This is a genomic window from Cryobacterium sp. M96 (assembly GCF_002929845.1).
Taxonomy (GTDB): domain Bacteria; phylum Actinomycetota; class Actinomycetes; order Actinomycetales; family Microbacteriaceae; genus Cryobacterium; species Cryobacterium sandaracinum.
Map to the genome: position 1 here is coordinate 52007 of NZ_PJJS01000043.1, position 15195 is coordinate 67201.

Sequence of the window (15195 nt, forward strand, 5' to 3'; positions counted from 1 at the left end):
GACTAGGGTAAGCAGTCGGGTTTTGGGGGCGCGTCAGGGTGACATTCGGGTTGTCGCCCTGGCACGAAAGTCGAAAGGGATCAACCACGGTTGGTCCCTTTCGCATTTGCCGGCGTGGCCCGGGCGTGGCCCCGGCGTGGCCCGGGTGTAACCCCGTCTCGAACGAATTCGACGGAGATTTTGAGGAAAACGGCCCCAAACACTCCGAAAAAGTGGTTGCAGACGAAAATCTCCGTCGAATTGGTGTGCGCTCGGCGCACGGTGCTCCGCGTGCTGACCAGCTAGCCCGGGCCGGAGGACGTCAGGACCGGGTTACGCGGGATCTCCAGCCACAGGTGCACCTCAGGCTCCGGTGACTCCTGGCCGAGGGCGATCAGCTTCGCGTCTGCGCTGCTGAGACCCACCACGGTGACCGCGGTCGCGGACCCGTCGCCGGCGGTCCGGGCGATGATCGTGTCCGCCAGGGTGGAGTCGATCGCGGTCGCCAGAGTGTTGAGCACCGATTCCAGCTCCGCGCCGCGGATGTCGTCGATACTGCCCTCGTCGAGCAGGGTGACGATGGCGCCGCGGCGACGCGCGGCCATGATCGCGTCACGCACGGCGTCATTGAGCAGCTTCCGTCCGCGGATCTCGTCCCGCACAGCCGCCTCCAGGTAGCGGGACTCCTGACGCTGCTCGTCGTTCAGCACCCCGCCCTGGTCGATGATCCGGCGCAGCATCGGGGCCGCAAGCCGGATGGTCTGGGCGAGCCGAACCTGGCGCTCGTAGAGGTGCGCGTCCTGGGCGGCCTGCCACTCGGTGGCTTCCTGCTCGGCCAGGGCGTACTGCCGGGCGTCGCGGCCTGCCTTGGCCAGCGCCCGCGCCAGGATGACCGCGACCGCGACCCAGACCACACTGCCGATGACGCCCATGGAGCCCAGGGCCGCCGGGCCAGCCCAGAAAATCGTGTGCACGACCAGCGTCGCGGCGCCGACCCAGGCCAGGCCTGGGCGCCGGCGGGTGGCGGTAATGGTCATCAGGGTGCCCACGGCCGCGACATTCCAGGTGGCGTAGCCGTTGTCGACGGAGCCGTCGAGCTGGCTCCCCACGAGCAGCGGCAGCATCGCACAAACAGCGACGTTGAAGAACGCCAGCCACACCGGCATCCGCATCGGGCTCGTCGGCCAGAGGCTGAGCACGGTCGCCACACCGTAGACGAGCAGCGCCAGGATCGCCGGCACCGGGCTGCGCGGTTGGCCCAGCGAGTAGAAGCCGAGCACGATGTGGTAGGCGGAGAACATTGCGGCCAGGGAGAGCACGAGTCCGCGCGGAACGGTGATCACTCGGAACGTCCTTCCTGGGCCGGCGGCCATTCGATGGTGATCGTCGTTCCGCGGCCCACCCCGGCGCGCACGCGCACGGATCCGCCGGCGCTGGCCACCCGGTCCTGGATCGAGATGCGCAGTCCGAGCCGTTCCGCCGGCACAAGCTTCGGGTCGAAGCCCACGCCGGTGTCGGCGATCGTGATGGTGCAGCCCCCCCGGGCGTTCCCGCTCATCGTGAGGGCGCGGTCGGGCTCGAAGCTCGGCGTGCCGGCATGCTGGACGCTGTTCACCATGGCTTGCATGCTGGCGGCGAGGATCGCCTCGCTCGCGTGGACCGGGAGGCGCAACCCGTCGATCTCGCACTCGTCGACGGTGAACGGCACCGGCAGCCGGTCGGCGGCGGCCCGGATCTGCGCACTGAGCTCGCTGAAGGCAACCGTGCTGTCGTCACCGGCGGGCACGATGGCGGCGTCGTTGAGCCGGGTGAGGGCATCAGAGGCCATGCCGGAGGCCAGCTCGGCCGCCTTCGGGCTGCCGGCCGCGGCCGCGGCGAGGAACGTGGCCAGCACGCTGTCGTGCACGATCGAGTCGACCTGCACGCGCTCGACCTCCGTCGCGTGCTGCCGCACGGCGTTCCCATACTGGTGCAGCGCGTTGGTCTGCGCGTTGTCGACCGCGAGGGCCGTCTGCCGCAGCATGAAGATGATGATCAGGATGACCTGGCCGAGGATTATCGCGTAGACCGTGTCCAGAGACGACAGAAGAACATCGGCGTCGCCGCCGGACGGTGTCGACCGCACCACGCCGTAGACGATCGGCACGACCACCGTGTAGATGACGGCCCAGAACACCGGGAAGGCCAGAGCGGCGCAGGCCGTTGCGATGGTGCACATGTACCAGAGCCACGGTTTGCCGTCGAGCACGGCCGCGGGGTCACGCATCAGCATGGGCCAGGCCAGCAGCGCCGCCAGATAGAGCATCGCCACGGTTCCGGCGGATGCCCGCACCCCGACCTTGGTCACGGCGGCCACCACGACCGCCGCCAGCGACAGACCGAGCAGCAGCGGCGCGAGCAAACCCATAACCGGCACCCGCACCGGGGCCTGCGCGAGCATGATCGGCATCGCCTGGAGGGCGAAGACCACGCCGACGCCGGCGACGGAACGCGAGGCCACGACTTCGATCCGGGTGCGGCTGATCGGGTTGCGCGGCTGTTTGGGCCCCACGATCGGGTCGGAATCGAGCAGCTCGGCGTCCGAGTGCGCCGCGGTGGAGCCCAGAGGGCCGGAGCCCGCGGGCTTACCCGCGGGCATCTCCGCCATCCGGGTCGAGGCCCGGCAGGATTCCGTCTTCGACGGCGCGCCGGAGCAGGTCCACCTTGGTGGGTGCCGGACGGCCGACCTCCACGTATTTCACCCGGATCCGGTCGAGGTACTCACGGGCGGTCGAGTGCGCGATGCCAAGCTGCATCGCCACCATTTTGAGGGGGAGCCCCGACGCGTAGAGGTGCAGCACGTCACGTTCGCGCCGGCCGAGCTGGGCCTTGGCGAAGTCGCGGTCGGCGTCGATGGCCGTGGCCCACTCGAGGTTGTTGAGAACGTCGCCGCGGGCCACGGATGCGACGGCCGCCATGACCGTGGTGGTGGGGGACGATTTGGGGATGACGCCGGCCGCGCCCGCGGCAAGCGCCTCGCGCACCAGGGCGACCCGATCGGCGATGCTGTGCACGAGGACCGACGCGCCCGTGCTTTGGGCACGGTGCACATTGTCGGTGACGCGGGATCCATCGCCCAGCGACAGATCCAACACGATGACGTCTACGGCACGGCCGTCGATGCCGTTCACGAGCTCCTGCACGGTGGGCGCGGTGAAGACGACCTCGTAGCCGACGTTCTCACAGGCCGCCTTGATGCCCAGGCGCACCGACTCGTGATCGTCGGCGATGCCCACCCGCACGGGATGGCCGAGTTCGAGGGCGCCGGGAATTCCCGGGGCCGAGGGGAGAGGTGTTGCTGGCTGGTTCACGGTTCCTACATCCTCACGTTGTCGTACAGGTCAACGATAGCTACCGGGACAGGAGCGCGACGGCTTCGACATGGTGGGTATTGGGGAACAGGTCGAAGGCACGCAGCCGGCGCAGGATGTACCCGTGACCGGCGAGGAGGGCGATGTCGCGGGCCAGGGCGACGGGGTCACAGGCCACGTAGACGATCTGGGCCGGTTCCACGGCGCCGAGCAGGTCGATGACCTCCTTGCCGGCGCCGGAGCGTGGCGGGTCGAGGATCACCGTGGCGGCCGACTGGCGAGCCTTCTCGGCGGAGCTCGAATCGCGCACGAGCGCGTTCAGGAACCGGTCGACGCGGGAGGTCTGCACGCTGGCCCCCACCCACTCGGCGAGGTTCTCAGCCGCGAAGTCCGTGGCCTGCGGGTCGCTCTCGACGCTGGTCATGCGCACCGTGCTGCCGAACCGGTCGCCCACGGCGGCGGCGAGCAGGCCGACCCCGCCGTAGAGGTCCAGGTTCGCGGCCCGGGGGTCGAAGGCGTCCGCGTCGATGATGTCCTGCACCGCGCAGTAGAGGGTCTCGGCGGCGCTGGTGTGCACCTGCCAGAACCCAGCGGCGTCGAGGCGGAACTCGCGCTCGCCCACAACCTCGCGGATCAGCGTTTTCGGGGTGTGCCGGCGTCGGCCCTTGTCATCCTGCTCCGCCACCAGGATCTGCACGGTGCCCAGGCTCGGGGCGACGATGTCGACGGATGCGGCGCCGGGAAACATTTTGTCCAGCGGTGCGGCCGCCTCGAGCAGGCGGTCGGCCAGCGGCAGGTCGCCGACCGGGATCACCCGGTGCGAGCGGGCGGCATAAGGGCCGACAGAGCCGTCCTCGTCCACGTGCAGGCGCACGCGCGTGCGCCAGCCGGTGCCGTCGGCGGCGTCGCCGGGCGAGGCGTTGGGGCCGACCGGGACCGGCTCGACCATGACCTCGGACTCGATACCGGCCATCCGTTTCAAGGCGTCAGCCAAAACCTGGCGCTTCAGCTCGCGCTGGAAACCGAGCTCGATGTGGCCGAACTCGGCGCCGCCGGCGCGGTCGACGGGGTCGCGGTCGAGGGCGGCAGCGGCCCAAATGTGCGGCTGACGCTCCGGTGCCGGGGTGAGCACTTCGACGGTCTCCGCCCGCCAGAAGCTTTTGTGGCTGGCCGAGGTCAGCCGGGCGCGCACGCGCTCCCCCGGCAGTGTGTCACTCACGAAGACCACGCGGCCCTCGTGCCGGGCGATGAAGATGCCGCCGTGGGCTACGTTGGTGACGTCAAGTTCGAGTTCCGTGCCCACTTCTGCGGAGTGCCCGTTCGAATCTGCCTGAATGTCATTGCTGGAGCCCATCCTTCGATGATCCCACACCGCGTGCACCCCCACCGAAGGAAACCCATGCGCTTGTACCTGGCGTCCACGTCTCCGGCCCGGCTTATGCTGCTGCGCACCGCGGGGATCGAACCTGTCACAGTTGCGCCCGACGTCGACGAGGACGTGGTCGCCGCCGACGCGGCCCGGTCGGGCGGCGGACCGCTGACTCCCCACCGGGTCGTGGAGCTGCTGGCGCGGGCCAAGGCGGAGGCCGTGTCCCGCGTGTTGACCGACAGCGGCGACATCACCGACGGCCTCGTGCTCGGCGGCGACTCGGTCTTCGTGATCGACGACGTCATCTACGGCAAGCCGCACACCGCCGAGAAGGCGCGCGAACGCTGGCACCTGCAGCGCGGCCGAACCGGGCAGCTGTATTCGGGCCATTGGCTGATCGACCACTCGGCCGGCGTGGCCGGGCGCGGTGTCGGCGCCGTCGCCGTCGCGGACGTCACCTTCGCCGACGACATCGAGGATGCGGAGCTGGACGCCTATATCGCCACCGGCGAGCCTCTGCTCGTGGCCGGGGCCTTCACCATCGACAGCCTAGGGGCGCCGTTCATCACCCACATCAGCGGGGATCCGTCCACCGTCGTCGGGCTCTCGCTGCCGACGCTGCGCCGGCTGGTGACCGGTCTCGGGCACGCGTGGCCGAGCCTGTGGAACCGCACCGACAACTGACAGATTGCTGGTTTTCGAGGTTGTTTGTAGGCATCCGCACCTTTCTCCGGCCTCTTTTTGTGGGAGAGAACCAAAAACCCGGTCGCTCTGCCCCATAAGCTAGGGCACTGTGCCCCCAATAACGAAGGTCCTCATCGCAAACCGGGGCGAAATCGCCGTCCGGGTGGTCCGAGCCGCAAAAGACAGCGGCATTGCCTCGGTTGCCGTCTACGCTGACCAGGATCGCGACTCGATGCATTCGCATCTGGCCGACGAGGCCTACGGTCTCGACGGAACCACGAGCGCCGACACCTACCTCGTCATCGAAAAGCTGCTCTCCGTGGCCCGACGGTCCGGCGCCGATGCCGTGCACCCCGGCTACGGGTTCCTCGCCGAGAACGCCGACTTCGCCCGCGCCGTGATCGGGGCCGGCCTGATTTGGATCGGCCCCTCCCCCGACGCCATCGAGAAGCTCGGCGACAAGGTCTCCGCACGGCACGTCGCCGAGAAGGTGCATGCGCCGATGGCGCCCGGCACCCTCAACCCGGTGGCGGATGCCGCGGAGGTGCTCGATTTCGTCGACCTCCACGGCCTGCCGGTTGCGATCAAGGCGGCCTTTGGCGGCGGCGGTCGCGGCCTCAAGGTCGCCCGCACCCGCGAGGAGGTGCCCGAGCTCTTCGACTCCGCCACCCGCGAGGCCATTGCCGCGTTCGGTCGCGGCGAATGCTTCGTCGAAAAGTACCTGGACAAGCCGCGCCACGTCGAGACCCAGTGCCTCGCCGACGCATCCGGCACGGTCGTCGTCGTCTCCACCCGCGATTGTTCCCTGCAGCGCCGCCACCAGAAGCTGGTCGAGGAGGCCCCCGCGCCGTTCCTGACCGACGCGCAGCGTAACGAGATGTATCGCGCGTCCAAGGCGATCCTCGCCGAGGTCGGCTACGTGGGCGCCGGCACCTGCGAGTTCCTGATCGGCCAGGACGGCACCGTCTCGTTCCTGGAGGTCAACACCCGGCTGCAGGTCGAGCATCCCGTGTCCGAGGAAGTGACCGGAATCGATTTGGTGCGCGAGCAGTTCCGCCTGGCCGAGGGCGGTCGCCTCGACTACCCCGACCCGGAGCCGATCGGACACTCCTTCGAGTTCCGCATCAACGGCGAGGATGCCGGCCGCGGCTTCATGCCGGCCCCCGGCCCCGTGCACGTCTTCAAGCCCTCCGGGGGCCCCGGGGTGCGCGTGGACAGCGGCGTCACCGCCGGCGACGTCATCTCGGGTTCGTTCGACTCCCTTCTCGCAAAGCTCATCGTCACCGGCGCCACCCGCGAGGAAGCGCTCGAGCGTTCCCGCCGGGCCCTGGACGAGTTCGAGGTCGCGGGTCTCCCCACCGTGCTGCCGTTCCACCGCCGGATCGTGCGCGACCCCGCGTTCGCCCCCGCCGACGGTGAGCCGTTCACGATCTTCACCCGGTGGATCGAAACCGAGTTCGTCAACGACATCGAGCCGTGGAACGGCTCGCCGGAAGTGCTGACCGGCCCCGCTAAGCGCCACAACGTCGTCGTCGAGGTGGAGGGGCGACGGATCGAGGTCAGTCTGCCGGTCCGCCTGCTGCCCGGCGCCGCCTCCGAGAACACGGCCGGCCCGGCACCCCGTCGGCGCGGCGGCTCCCCCTCCGTCAGCTCGGCCACCGGCGACGCCGTACACGCCCCGATGCAGGCGACCATCGTGAAGCTGGCCGTGGCCGAGGGCGACCTCGTCGTCAAGGGTGATCTGCTGCTGGTGCTGGAGGCCATGAAGATGGAGCAACCACTGACCGCCCACAAGGACGGCATCGTCGGCAACGTGGGGGCGATCATCGGCGCGACCGTGGCCTCTGGCTTCCTGCTGATGGCCGTCATGGACGCCGTTGAAGCCGTGGACGCCGTGGAAGCCGTGGACGCCTGACCCGCGTCACCGGCTGACACGTCAACGCCCTCGTTCCAAGAACGAGGGCGTTGTCTTTTCTTTCGTTTGTGGTGTCTCTCGAAGGCGTCAGAGCACGATGTGCATGGCGCGGGCGGCATCCGTGATCGAATGCGTCAGCGACGGGTAGACCGGGAACGCTCGTGCGACCTCGTCGACGGTGAGCCGGTGCTCCACGGCCAGGGCGAGCGGGAAGATCAGTTCGCTGGCCTTAGGGGCCACGATCACGCCGCCGATGACGGTGCCGGTGGTGGTGGTGGCGAACAGCTTCACGAAGCCGTCCTTGATGCCCATCATCTTGGCCCGAGGGTTCGAAGCGAGCGGGAGCTTGTAGATGCTGCCGCGAGTGAGGCCGTCCTCGATCTGCTTCTGGGTCCAGCCGACCGTGGCGATCTCCGGCTGCGTGAAGATGTTGGCCGCGACGTTGCGAATCTCGATCGGGTTGACCGCGTCGCCCATGGCGTGGAACACGGCCGTGCGGCCCATCATCGAGGCGACGGATGCCAGCGGCAGCTCGGTCGTGCAGTCCCCGGCCGCGTAGATGTTCGGCATCGACGTGCGCGCGACCCGGTTCACCCGGATGTGACCGGAGTCGGTGAGCTGCACGTCGGCTTCCTCGAGGCCGAGGCCCTTCGTGTTCGGCACGGACCCGACCGCGATCAGGCAGTGGCTACCCTCGACGGTTCGGCCGTCGGCCAGCGTGGCCAGCACTCCACCCACCGTGCGCACGACGGACTCGGCGCGGGACTTGCTGAGCACGACCATGCCGTTGCGCTTGAATACGTTCTCGACCACGTTCGCGGCGTCGGCGTCCTCACCGGGCAGCACGCGGTCGCGGCTGGAAATCAGGGTGACCTTGGCACCGAGGGCGCGGTAGGCGGAGGCGAATTCGGCCCCGGTCACCCCGGAGCCCACGACGATAAGGTGATCGGGTACGGCCCGCAGGTTGTAGAGCTGCGTCCAGGTAAGGATGCGCTCGCCGTCGGGGAGCGCGGTGGGCAGGATGCGCGGGGTTGCCCCGACGGAGACGACGATCGTGTCGGCCTCGATCCGGTCGAAGTCCGTGCCGGAGCCGTCTTCGGCCGTGGACACGATCACGCCGCTGGTACCGTCCAGCCGGCCGTGGCCGTGCACCAGGTTGACCCCGGCGCGCATGAGGGTGGACTTCATGTCTTCGGACTGCTGGCGGGCCAGTGCCAGGAGCCGCTTGTTGACCGCGGCGAGGTTGATGGCCACCTCGGGGCGGGCCGGCTTGCCTTTTTCGCCGCGCACGAACAGCTGTACGCCGAGCTCGGTCGCGTCGTGGATCGAGTTGGTGGCCTCGGCCGTCGCGATGAGGGACTTGGACGGGACGACGTCCGTGATCACGGCCGAACCGCCGACGCCGACACGCTCGATCAGGGTGACCTCGGCGCCCTGCTGAGCGCCGGCCAGGGCGGCCTCGTACCCGCCGGGGCCTCCGCCGAGGATAGCGATGCGCTGCTTGCGTTCGAAGTCGTAGGCCATGCTCATATTCTCCTGCCCCGGCGCGCCCGCCGCCAAACCCCGGGGCTCCGCTCCCCCGTCGACGAACCAATTCGACGGAGATTCTGCCCAAAATTGACGTTCAGGCCTCTTTTTCGCCGTGAAATCCCAAAATCTCCGTCGAATTGAACAAGGGAACGGTCCCGAAATCGGCGGGCAATTAGAGTAGGGGGATGCTGAAGACCGACAATAACTTGCTTGACGCGCCAGAAACCGATCCGTTTGATGTTGCACGGACCGCCGCTTCTGAAATCGCCGAAGCCACGGGCGTAGCCCGCCACGACATCGCCCTGACCCTGGGCAGCGGATGGGGCAAGGCCGCCGATCTCATCGGCGAGACCACGCACACCCTCGACGCGCAGTACATCACCGGTTTCAGTGCACCCGCCCTGGCCGGCCACGCCGGCACGCTGCGCTCGGTGCTGCTGCCCAGCGGCAAGCGCGCCCTCCTCATCGGCGCCCGCACGCACTATTACGAAGGCCACGGCGTGCGCCGGGTCGTGCACAGCGTGCGCACCGCCGCCGCCACCGGCGCGACGACCATGATCCTCACCAACGGTGCCGGCGGCATCCGGGAGACCTGGAAAGCCGGCACCCCCGTGCTGATCAGCGACCATATCAACCTCACCGCCGACTCGCCCCTCGAGGGCGCGACGTTCGTCGACCTGACCGACCTCTACTCGCGCCGCCTGCGCGACCTGGCCCGCACCATCGACCCATCGCTCGACGAGGGCGTGTACTGCCAGTTCCGCGGCCCGCACTACGAGACGCCGGCCGAGGTGCAGATGGCCAAGGTCATCGGCGGCCACATCGTCGGCATGTCGACCGCCCTCGAGGCGATCGCCGCCCGCCAGTCGGGCATGGAGATCCTCGGTCTGTCGCTGATCACCAACCTCGCGGCCGGAATCCAGCAGGACCCGCTCAGCCACTCGGAGGTGCTCGAGGCCGGAAAGCTCGCCGAGCCCGTCATCAGCGCGCTCCTCGCCCGGATCGTGGCCGCACTGTGAGCCTCGACAATACCGACCCGCAGATCACCGGCCGGCATTCCGCCGCCGCCGACGCTGCTCCCGCGTCCGCTGCCGGTGCCGATGCCGCCACCGGCACCGGCGCCACCGAAACAGTCCTGCCCGACACGATGGTCATCAACACCATCGGCGCCGACGACGACACAGGCACCGGCACCGGCACCAGCACGGATGCCGTGAGCGGCAGCGAGACCGGCACCGACTCCGCTCCGGCCGCGGCTGCCACGCCGACCGTGATCGCCGTGGCCAATGCCTGGCTCAGCCAGGACCCCGATCCCGAGACCCAGGCCGAGCTGCGCCTCCTGCTGCGCGGGGCCGGCGACGGCGACGCCGTCGCACTCGCGGAGCTGCACGCCCGCTTCGACGAGCGCCTCGCCTTCGGCACGGCGGGTCTGCGCGGCGCCATCGCCGCAGGCTCCAACCGGATGAACCGCGTACTCGTCTGCCAGGCAGCCGCCGGCCTCGCCGCGTTCCTGACGAAGAACGCCGCCCCGGGCCGGGTCCCCTCGGTCGTCATCGGCTATGACGGGCGCAAGAACTCGCAGGTCTTCGCCACTGACTCGGCCGCGATCATGGCCGGTGCCGGGGTACGCGCCATCCTGCTCCCCCGTTTACTACCGACCCCCGTGCTCGCGTTCGCTGTGCGCCACCTCGACGTCGGCGCGGGCATCATGGTCACCGCCTCGCACAACCCGCCCAACGACAACGGCTACAAGGTCTACCTGGGCGGCGCCAACCAAGGCTCCCAGATCGTTTCGCCCGACGACGCCGCGATCGCGGCCGAGATCCTGCGCGTCGCCGCGGAGGAACGGGTTCCCGACCTGCCCCGGGCACCCTACGAGACGGCGCCCGAGTCGATCGTGCAGGCCTACATCGACGCGACGGCAGGTCTTGCCCGCCGGCCCCTCGCGCAGGTCAACACGGTTTACACGGCCCTGCACGGCGTCGGCTGGGACACCACCCGCCGGGTGCTTCAAGCCGCCGGCTTCGATCTTCCCACGCTCGTCGACGCCCAGATCGCCCCGGATGCCGCCTTCCCCACTGTCTCCTTCCCCAACCCCGAAGAACCCGGCGCGATGGACCTCGCCTACGAGACGGCCCGTGAGACCGGCGCCGAGCTGATCATCGCCAACGACCCCGACGCCGACCGCCTTGCGATCGCCATCCCGCAAGAGGGGTCCCCCGACGGGTACCGGCGCCTCAGCGGCAACGAGGTCGGGGCGATCCTCGGCTGGCGAGCCGCGGAACTGGCCGCGAGCGTCACCGGTGACGGCGGCGCCACCGGCACCCTCGCGTGCTCCATCGTCTCCACCCCGGCGCTGGAGGCCGTGGCGAAGGCTTACGGGCTGCGGTTCACCGACACCCTCACCGGCTTCAAGTGGGTATCGCGCGCGCCCGACCTGATCTTCGGCTTCGAGGAGGCCCTCGGCTACCTCGTTAACCCCGAGACCGTGCGCGACAAAGACGGCATCTCCGCCGCCGTGGCGCTGCTCTCCCTGGTCAGCAATCTGAAGGCGGAGGGCGTCACCCTCGCCCAGCACCTCGACCGTTTCAGTGAACGCTTCGGCCACTTCGCCTCCGGCCAGATCTCGGTGCGCGTCACCGACCTGACCGAGATCGAGCAGGTCATGGCGCGGCTGCGCGAGACACCCCCGGTCTTCGTCGGCAGCATCGCCGTCGACCACATCGACGACCTCTCCGGGGGCTTCAACGGCCTGCCGCCCAGCGACGTGCTGCGCATCCGGCTGGCCGACGGCTCCCGCGTCATGGTGCGCCCGAGCGGCACCGAGCCCAAGCTCAAGGTCTACCTCGACACCAGCAGTTCCGTCGGCACGGTCGCCGAACGCCGGGCCGCCGCCGAGGCAACCCTCGCGGAGCTCGACCGGGGCATGCGCGACCTGATCGCGTAGCCCCGCGAAACGCGGTGCAGCATCCGTTCGCACGGCGCGCGGGTGTTGCGCCGTTGCGCGGGTGGCGTGCCTCGCGCGTAACGGCGCAGCTGCAGCGCACCGCCGCGAGGGCGTCAGCCCAGGGCGGTCTCCAGCTTGGCGGTGAGCTCGTCCACATCGAAGTAGTTGTCGATCACGACGATATCGGCATTGGTCTTGCCGATGGCGTCGACCAGCTCCGACGAGGTCAGGATGACCTGGGCATCCGCCCCGACCGTGCTCACCCCGGCGATGTCGGTGGCCGTGACGAAAGCTTCGATATCGAGGCGTTTGAGCGCGCGCTCGGCGTTGATTTTGAGGATGGCGGAGGTTCCCACTCCCACCCCGCAGAGTGCGACGATCTTCATGAGGGCTCCTCGGTTGCGGTCGGCACGCCGAGCAGGGCGCGGATGGCGTCGGCATCCGTGGCCGCGGCGAGCGAGGGGATGACGTGCGCGTCGTTGAAGACGTTGGCCAGCTCGGCCACGAGCAGCACGTGCTCGTCGGAGCTGGTGACGGCGAGCCCGAGCACCACGCTGACCGGGTCGTTGTGCGGATGTCCGAACGCGACCGGGTCGGCCAGGGTCACGATGCTGAGACCCTCGGTGTGCACATCGGGTCCGGGTCGGGCGTGCGCGAGCGCCAGCCCGGGGGCGATGACCACGTAGGCACCGAATTCCTCGATGACGGCGATCATGCGCTTCGTGTATTCGGGGGCGGTGGCGCCGGAGCGCTCGAGGGCGTCACCGGCGGCGGCCACCGCGCCGCGCCAGTCGTCGACGTGGACGCCGATCGCGATGGCTTCGAGGGGCAGGGGCGGAAGGGGCATGGGAACTTTCACGGGGTAGGGGGTCGGCTTTCGCGAGTCGCTCAGGCGCTTTCGAAACCGGCGACGATGGCGTCCGCCAGCTCTTCGCGTTCGTCGAGCGGAAGGAACGCGGCCTGCGCCGCGTTGAGCTGGAAGACCTCGAGGTCGTCGATGTCGTAGCCGAACGCATCGCTGAGCAGCGCGAGTTCCTGGGTCAGGGTGGTGCTGCTCATCAGGCGGTTGTCGGTGTTGACCGTGACCCGGAAGCCCAGCTGGTAGAGCAGGTCGAAGGGGTGGTCGAGCAGGTCCGCGCCCCACGCGGCGATTGCGCCGGTCTGCAGGTTGGACGACGGGCTGAGCTCGAGGGCGATGTCGCGGTCGCGCACCCACTGCGCCACCGGGCCGAGCGTGACATAGGTGTTCTCCGCGTCTTCGCGGCCGATCACGATTTCCTCGGCGAGACGCACGCCGTGGCCCAGGCGCAATGCCCGGCCGTCGTAGAGTGCCCCGCGGATGCTCTCCAACCCGTCAGCCTCGCCCGCATGCACGGTGACGGGCAGGAAGGCCTTCGCGAGGAAGTCGAACGCGTCCCGGTGGTGGTGGGCCGGGAACCCCAGTTCGGCCCCGGCGATGTCGAAGCCGACAACCCCGTTGGAACGATGCCGCACGGCGAGTTCCGCGATCTCCAGGCTGCGCTCGGCATGCCTCATGGCCGTGATCAGCTGGCCGATCCGAATGCGGGACCCGGCACCCGCGACCAGCGCGATGCCGGCCTCGATGCCCTCCTGCACCGCCTCGACGCTCTGGTCGAGGGTGAGGCCGCGGGCCAGGTGCTGCTCGGGGGCCCAGCGGATCTCCCCGTAGATCACGCCGTCGGCGGCGAGGTCCTCCACGAATTCGCGGGCCACGCGCACCAGGGCCTCGCGGGTCTGCATCACGCCGACGGTGACGTCGAAAGTCTTCAGGTAGTCGACCAGGGTGCCGGAGTCGGCCTGGGTGCTGAACCAGGAGCCGAGCGATCGGGCATCCGTCGCCGGCAGCGCCAGCCCGACCGCGCCGGCCAGCTCGATGATGGTCTGCGGGCGCAGGCCGCCGTCGAGGTGGTCGTGCAGGGAGATCTTCGGCAGTGCGTTGATGCTCGTGCCGGCACCGGGCAGCAGGTAGTCCTCAGGGCTCGTGTTCACCTCCCTAATCTACCGGCTGGGTGCTGAGAGTCACACTGCTGGCTGAGCCGGCCCGCACATCCGTTCAGATGCACGGGCCGAGACCGGCGGGCGGTTCAGCGGCCGATGCGCTCGGCGATCAGCGGGCCGCCGTCCTGCACGGGCTCGCCGGGGTCGCCGATGCGATATGCGCCGTCCACGGCCTCCAGGGCCCGCGCGAAGCGCTCGGGTTCGTCGGCACTGAGGGTGAACAGGGGCTGGCCGGCGCGCACGGTATCGCCCGGCTTGGCGTGCAGGTCGATGCCGGCGGCGTGCTGCACCGGATCTTGCTTGCGGGCGCGGCCGGCGCCGAGGCGCCAGGCGCCGATGCCGAACGGCAGCGCCTGCTGCTCGACGAGCACACCGTCGCGCAGGGCGGTGACGACGTGGGTCTCGCGGGCCACGGGCAGCGGGGCGTCGGGATCGCCGCCCTGGGCACGGATCACGTCGCGCCACTTGTCCATGGCGCGTCCGTCCGTGAGAGCGGATTCCACGTCGACGTCGGTGATGCCCACCAGAGCGAGCATCTCCCGGGCCAGGGCCACGGTGAGCTCGACGACATCCGCCGGCCCGCCGCCGGCGAGAACCTCGACCGATTCACGCACCTCGTTGGCGTTTCCGATCGCGAGCCCGAGCGGCACGTTCATATTGGTGAGCAGAGCGGATGTCGCCACGCCGGCGTCCTCGCCGAGGGCGACCATGGTGCGGGCGAGCTCCCGGGACCGTTCGATGTCTTTCAGGAACGCGCCCGACCCGAACTTCACGTCCAGGACGAGGGCGCCGGTGCCCTCCGCGATCTTCTTCGACATGATCGACGACGCGATCAGCGGGATCGCCTCGACGGTGCCGGTGATGTCGCGCAGCGCGTAGAGCTTGCCGTCGGCCGGGGCCAGACCGCCGCCGGCGGCGCAGATCACGCCGCCGAATTCCTGCAGCTGCGCGAACATCTCCTCGTTGGTGAGGTGCGCACGCCAGCCGGGGATGGATTCGAGCTTGTCGAGGGTGCCGCCGGTGTGGCCGAGGCCGCGGCCGGACAGCTGCGGCACGGCCGCACCGAAGACCGCCACGAGTGGCATCAGCGGCAGGGTGATCTTGTCGCCGACGCCGCCGGTGGAGTGCTTGTCGGTGGTCGGCTTGCCGAGTCCGGCGAAGCTCATCCGCTCGCCGCTGCTCAGCATCGCCATGGTGAGATCCTTGATCTCCCGGCGATTCATGCCGTTCAGGAAGATCGCCATGGTCATGGCGGCCATCTGCTCGTCGCCGACGTAACCGCGCGTGTACGCGTCGATCAGCCAGTCGATCTGCGGCGTGCTGAGCTCGCCCCGATCACGCTTGGCATGGATCAGGTCCACGGCGTCGAAGGCCTCGATACGGTTCTCGTTGGTGCTCACAG

13 protein-coding genes are annotated in these 15195 nt (G+C 69.4%); 4 read left to right on the forward strand and 9 right to left on the reverse strand.

Features of this window, described 5'->3' with window-relative positions:
* Positions 1 to 281 precede the first annotated feature (281 nt).
* From CXY79_RS06520 to CXY79_RS06535, 4 genes are all read right to left on the reverse strand, one after another.
* Positions 282 to 1322: a hypothetical protein gene (locus CXY79_RS06520; RefSeq protein WP_104100331.1), complete on the reverse strand. Its 1041-nt coding sequence runs from the start codon at positions 1320 to 1322 to the stop codon at positions 282 to 284.
* Positions 1319 to 2617, reverse strand: a complete 1299-nt coding sequence (locus CXY79_RS06525) for a sensor histidine kinase (protein WP_146068101.1) — start codon at positions 2615 to 2617, stop codon at positions 1319 to 1321. Before CXY79_RS06525 ends, CXY79_RS06520 begins: the two co-directional genes overlap by 4 nt.
* Positions 2604 to 3290 carry a response regulator transcription factor gene (locus CXY79_RS06530; RefSeq protein ID WP_104100375.1) on the reverse strand — a complete coding sequence of 229 codons (687 nt, stop codon included), beginning with the start codon at positions 3288 to 3290 and terminating at the stop codon, positions 2604 to 2606. Before CXY79_RS06530 ends, CXY79_RS06525 begins: the two co-directional genes overlap by 14 nt.
* A gap of 79 nt (positions 3291 to 3369) precedes the next feature.
* Positions 3370 to 4683 (reverse strand): class I SAM-dependent RNA methyltransferase, encoded by a 1314-nt coding sequence (locus CXY79_RS06535; RefSeq protein ID WP_104100333.1) that lies wholly within the window; start codon positions 4681 to 4683, stop codon positions 3370 to 3372.
* A 45-nt stretch (positions 4684 to 4728) separates the two neighbouring features.
* On the opposite strand from CXY79_RS06535, the gene CXY79_RS06540 reads away from it, so the two are divergent.
* Positions 4729 to 5382 (forward strand): nucleoside triphosphate pyrophosphatase, encoded by a 654-nt coding sequence (locus CXY79_RS06540; RefSeq protein ID WP_104100334.1) that lies wholly within the window; start codon positions 4729 to 4731, stop codon positions 5380 to 5382.
* Between the two features lie 109 nt (positions 5383 to 5491).
* Positions 5492 to 7297 (forward strand): biotin carboxylase N-terminal domain-containing protein, encoded by a 1806-nt coding sequence (locus tag CXY79_RS06545; protein ID WP_104100335.1) that lies wholly within the window; start codon positions 5492 to 5494, stop codon positions 7295 to 7297.
* Between the two features lie 87 nt (positions 7298 to 7384).
* On the opposite strand, the gene CXY79_RS06550 is transcribed toward CXY79_RS06545, so the two are convergent.
* Complete coding sequence (locus tag CXY79_RS06550; RefSeq protein WP_104100336.1) at positions 7385 to 8821, reverse strand: NAD(P)H-quinone dehydrogenase; 1437 nt, start codon at positions 8819 to 8821, stop codon at positions 7385 to 7387.
* 191 nt (positions 8822 to 9012) lie between these two features.
* Here CXY79_RS06550 and CXY79_RS06555 point away from each other — a divergent pair, with 191 nt between their 5' ends.
* Positions 9013 to 9846 (forward strand): purine-nucleoside phosphorylase, encoded by an 834-nt coding sequence (locus CXY79_RS06555; RefSeq protein ID WP_104100337.1) that lies wholly within the window; start codon positions 9013 to 9015, stop codon positions 9844 to 9846.
* A 128-nt stretch (positions 9847 to 9974) separates the two neighbouring features.
* Positions 9975 to 11774, forward strand: coding sequence for a phospho-sugar mutase (locus CXY79_RS06560; protein WP_104100376.1), 1800 nt, complete (start codon positions 9975 to 9977; stop codon positions 11772 to 11774).
* Between the two features lie 113 nt (positions 11775 to 11887).
* On the opposite strand, the gene CXY79_RS06565 is transcribed toward CXY79_RS06560, so the two are convergent.
* The 4 genes from CXY79_RS06565 to CXY79_RS06580 form a co-directional block, all read right to left on the reverse strand.
* Positions 11888 to 12160 (reverse strand): PTS sugar transporter subunit IIB, encoded by a 273-nt coding sequence (locus CXY79_RS06565; RefSeq protein ID WP_104100338.1) that lies wholly within the window; start codon positions 12158 to 12160, stop codon positions 11888 to 11890.
* On the reverse strand, positions 12157 to 12621 hold the full coding sequence (locus tag CXY79_RS06570) for a PTS sugar transporter subunit IIA (protein ID WP_104100339.1): 465 nt from the start codon (positions 12619 to 12621) through the stop codon (positions 12157 to 12159). The genes CXY79_RS06565 and CXY79_RS06570 overlap by 4 nt, the downstream gene beginning before the upstream one ends.
* 41 nt (positions 12622 to 12662) lie before the next feature.
* Positions 12663 to 13784, reverse strand: a complete 1122-nt coding sequence (locus CXY79_RS06575; RefSeq protein WP_104100340.1) for an adenosine deaminase — start codon at positions 13782 to 13784, stop codon at positions 12663 to 12665.
* Between the two features lie 95 nt (positions 13785 to 13879).
* On the reverse strand, positions 13880 to 15193 hold the full coding sequence (locus CXY79_RS06580; protein ID WP_104100341.1) for a thymidine phosphorylase: 1314 nt from the start codon (positions 15191 to 15193) through the stop codon (positions 13880 to 13882).
* Positions 15194 to 15195: the final 2 nt, after the last annotated feature.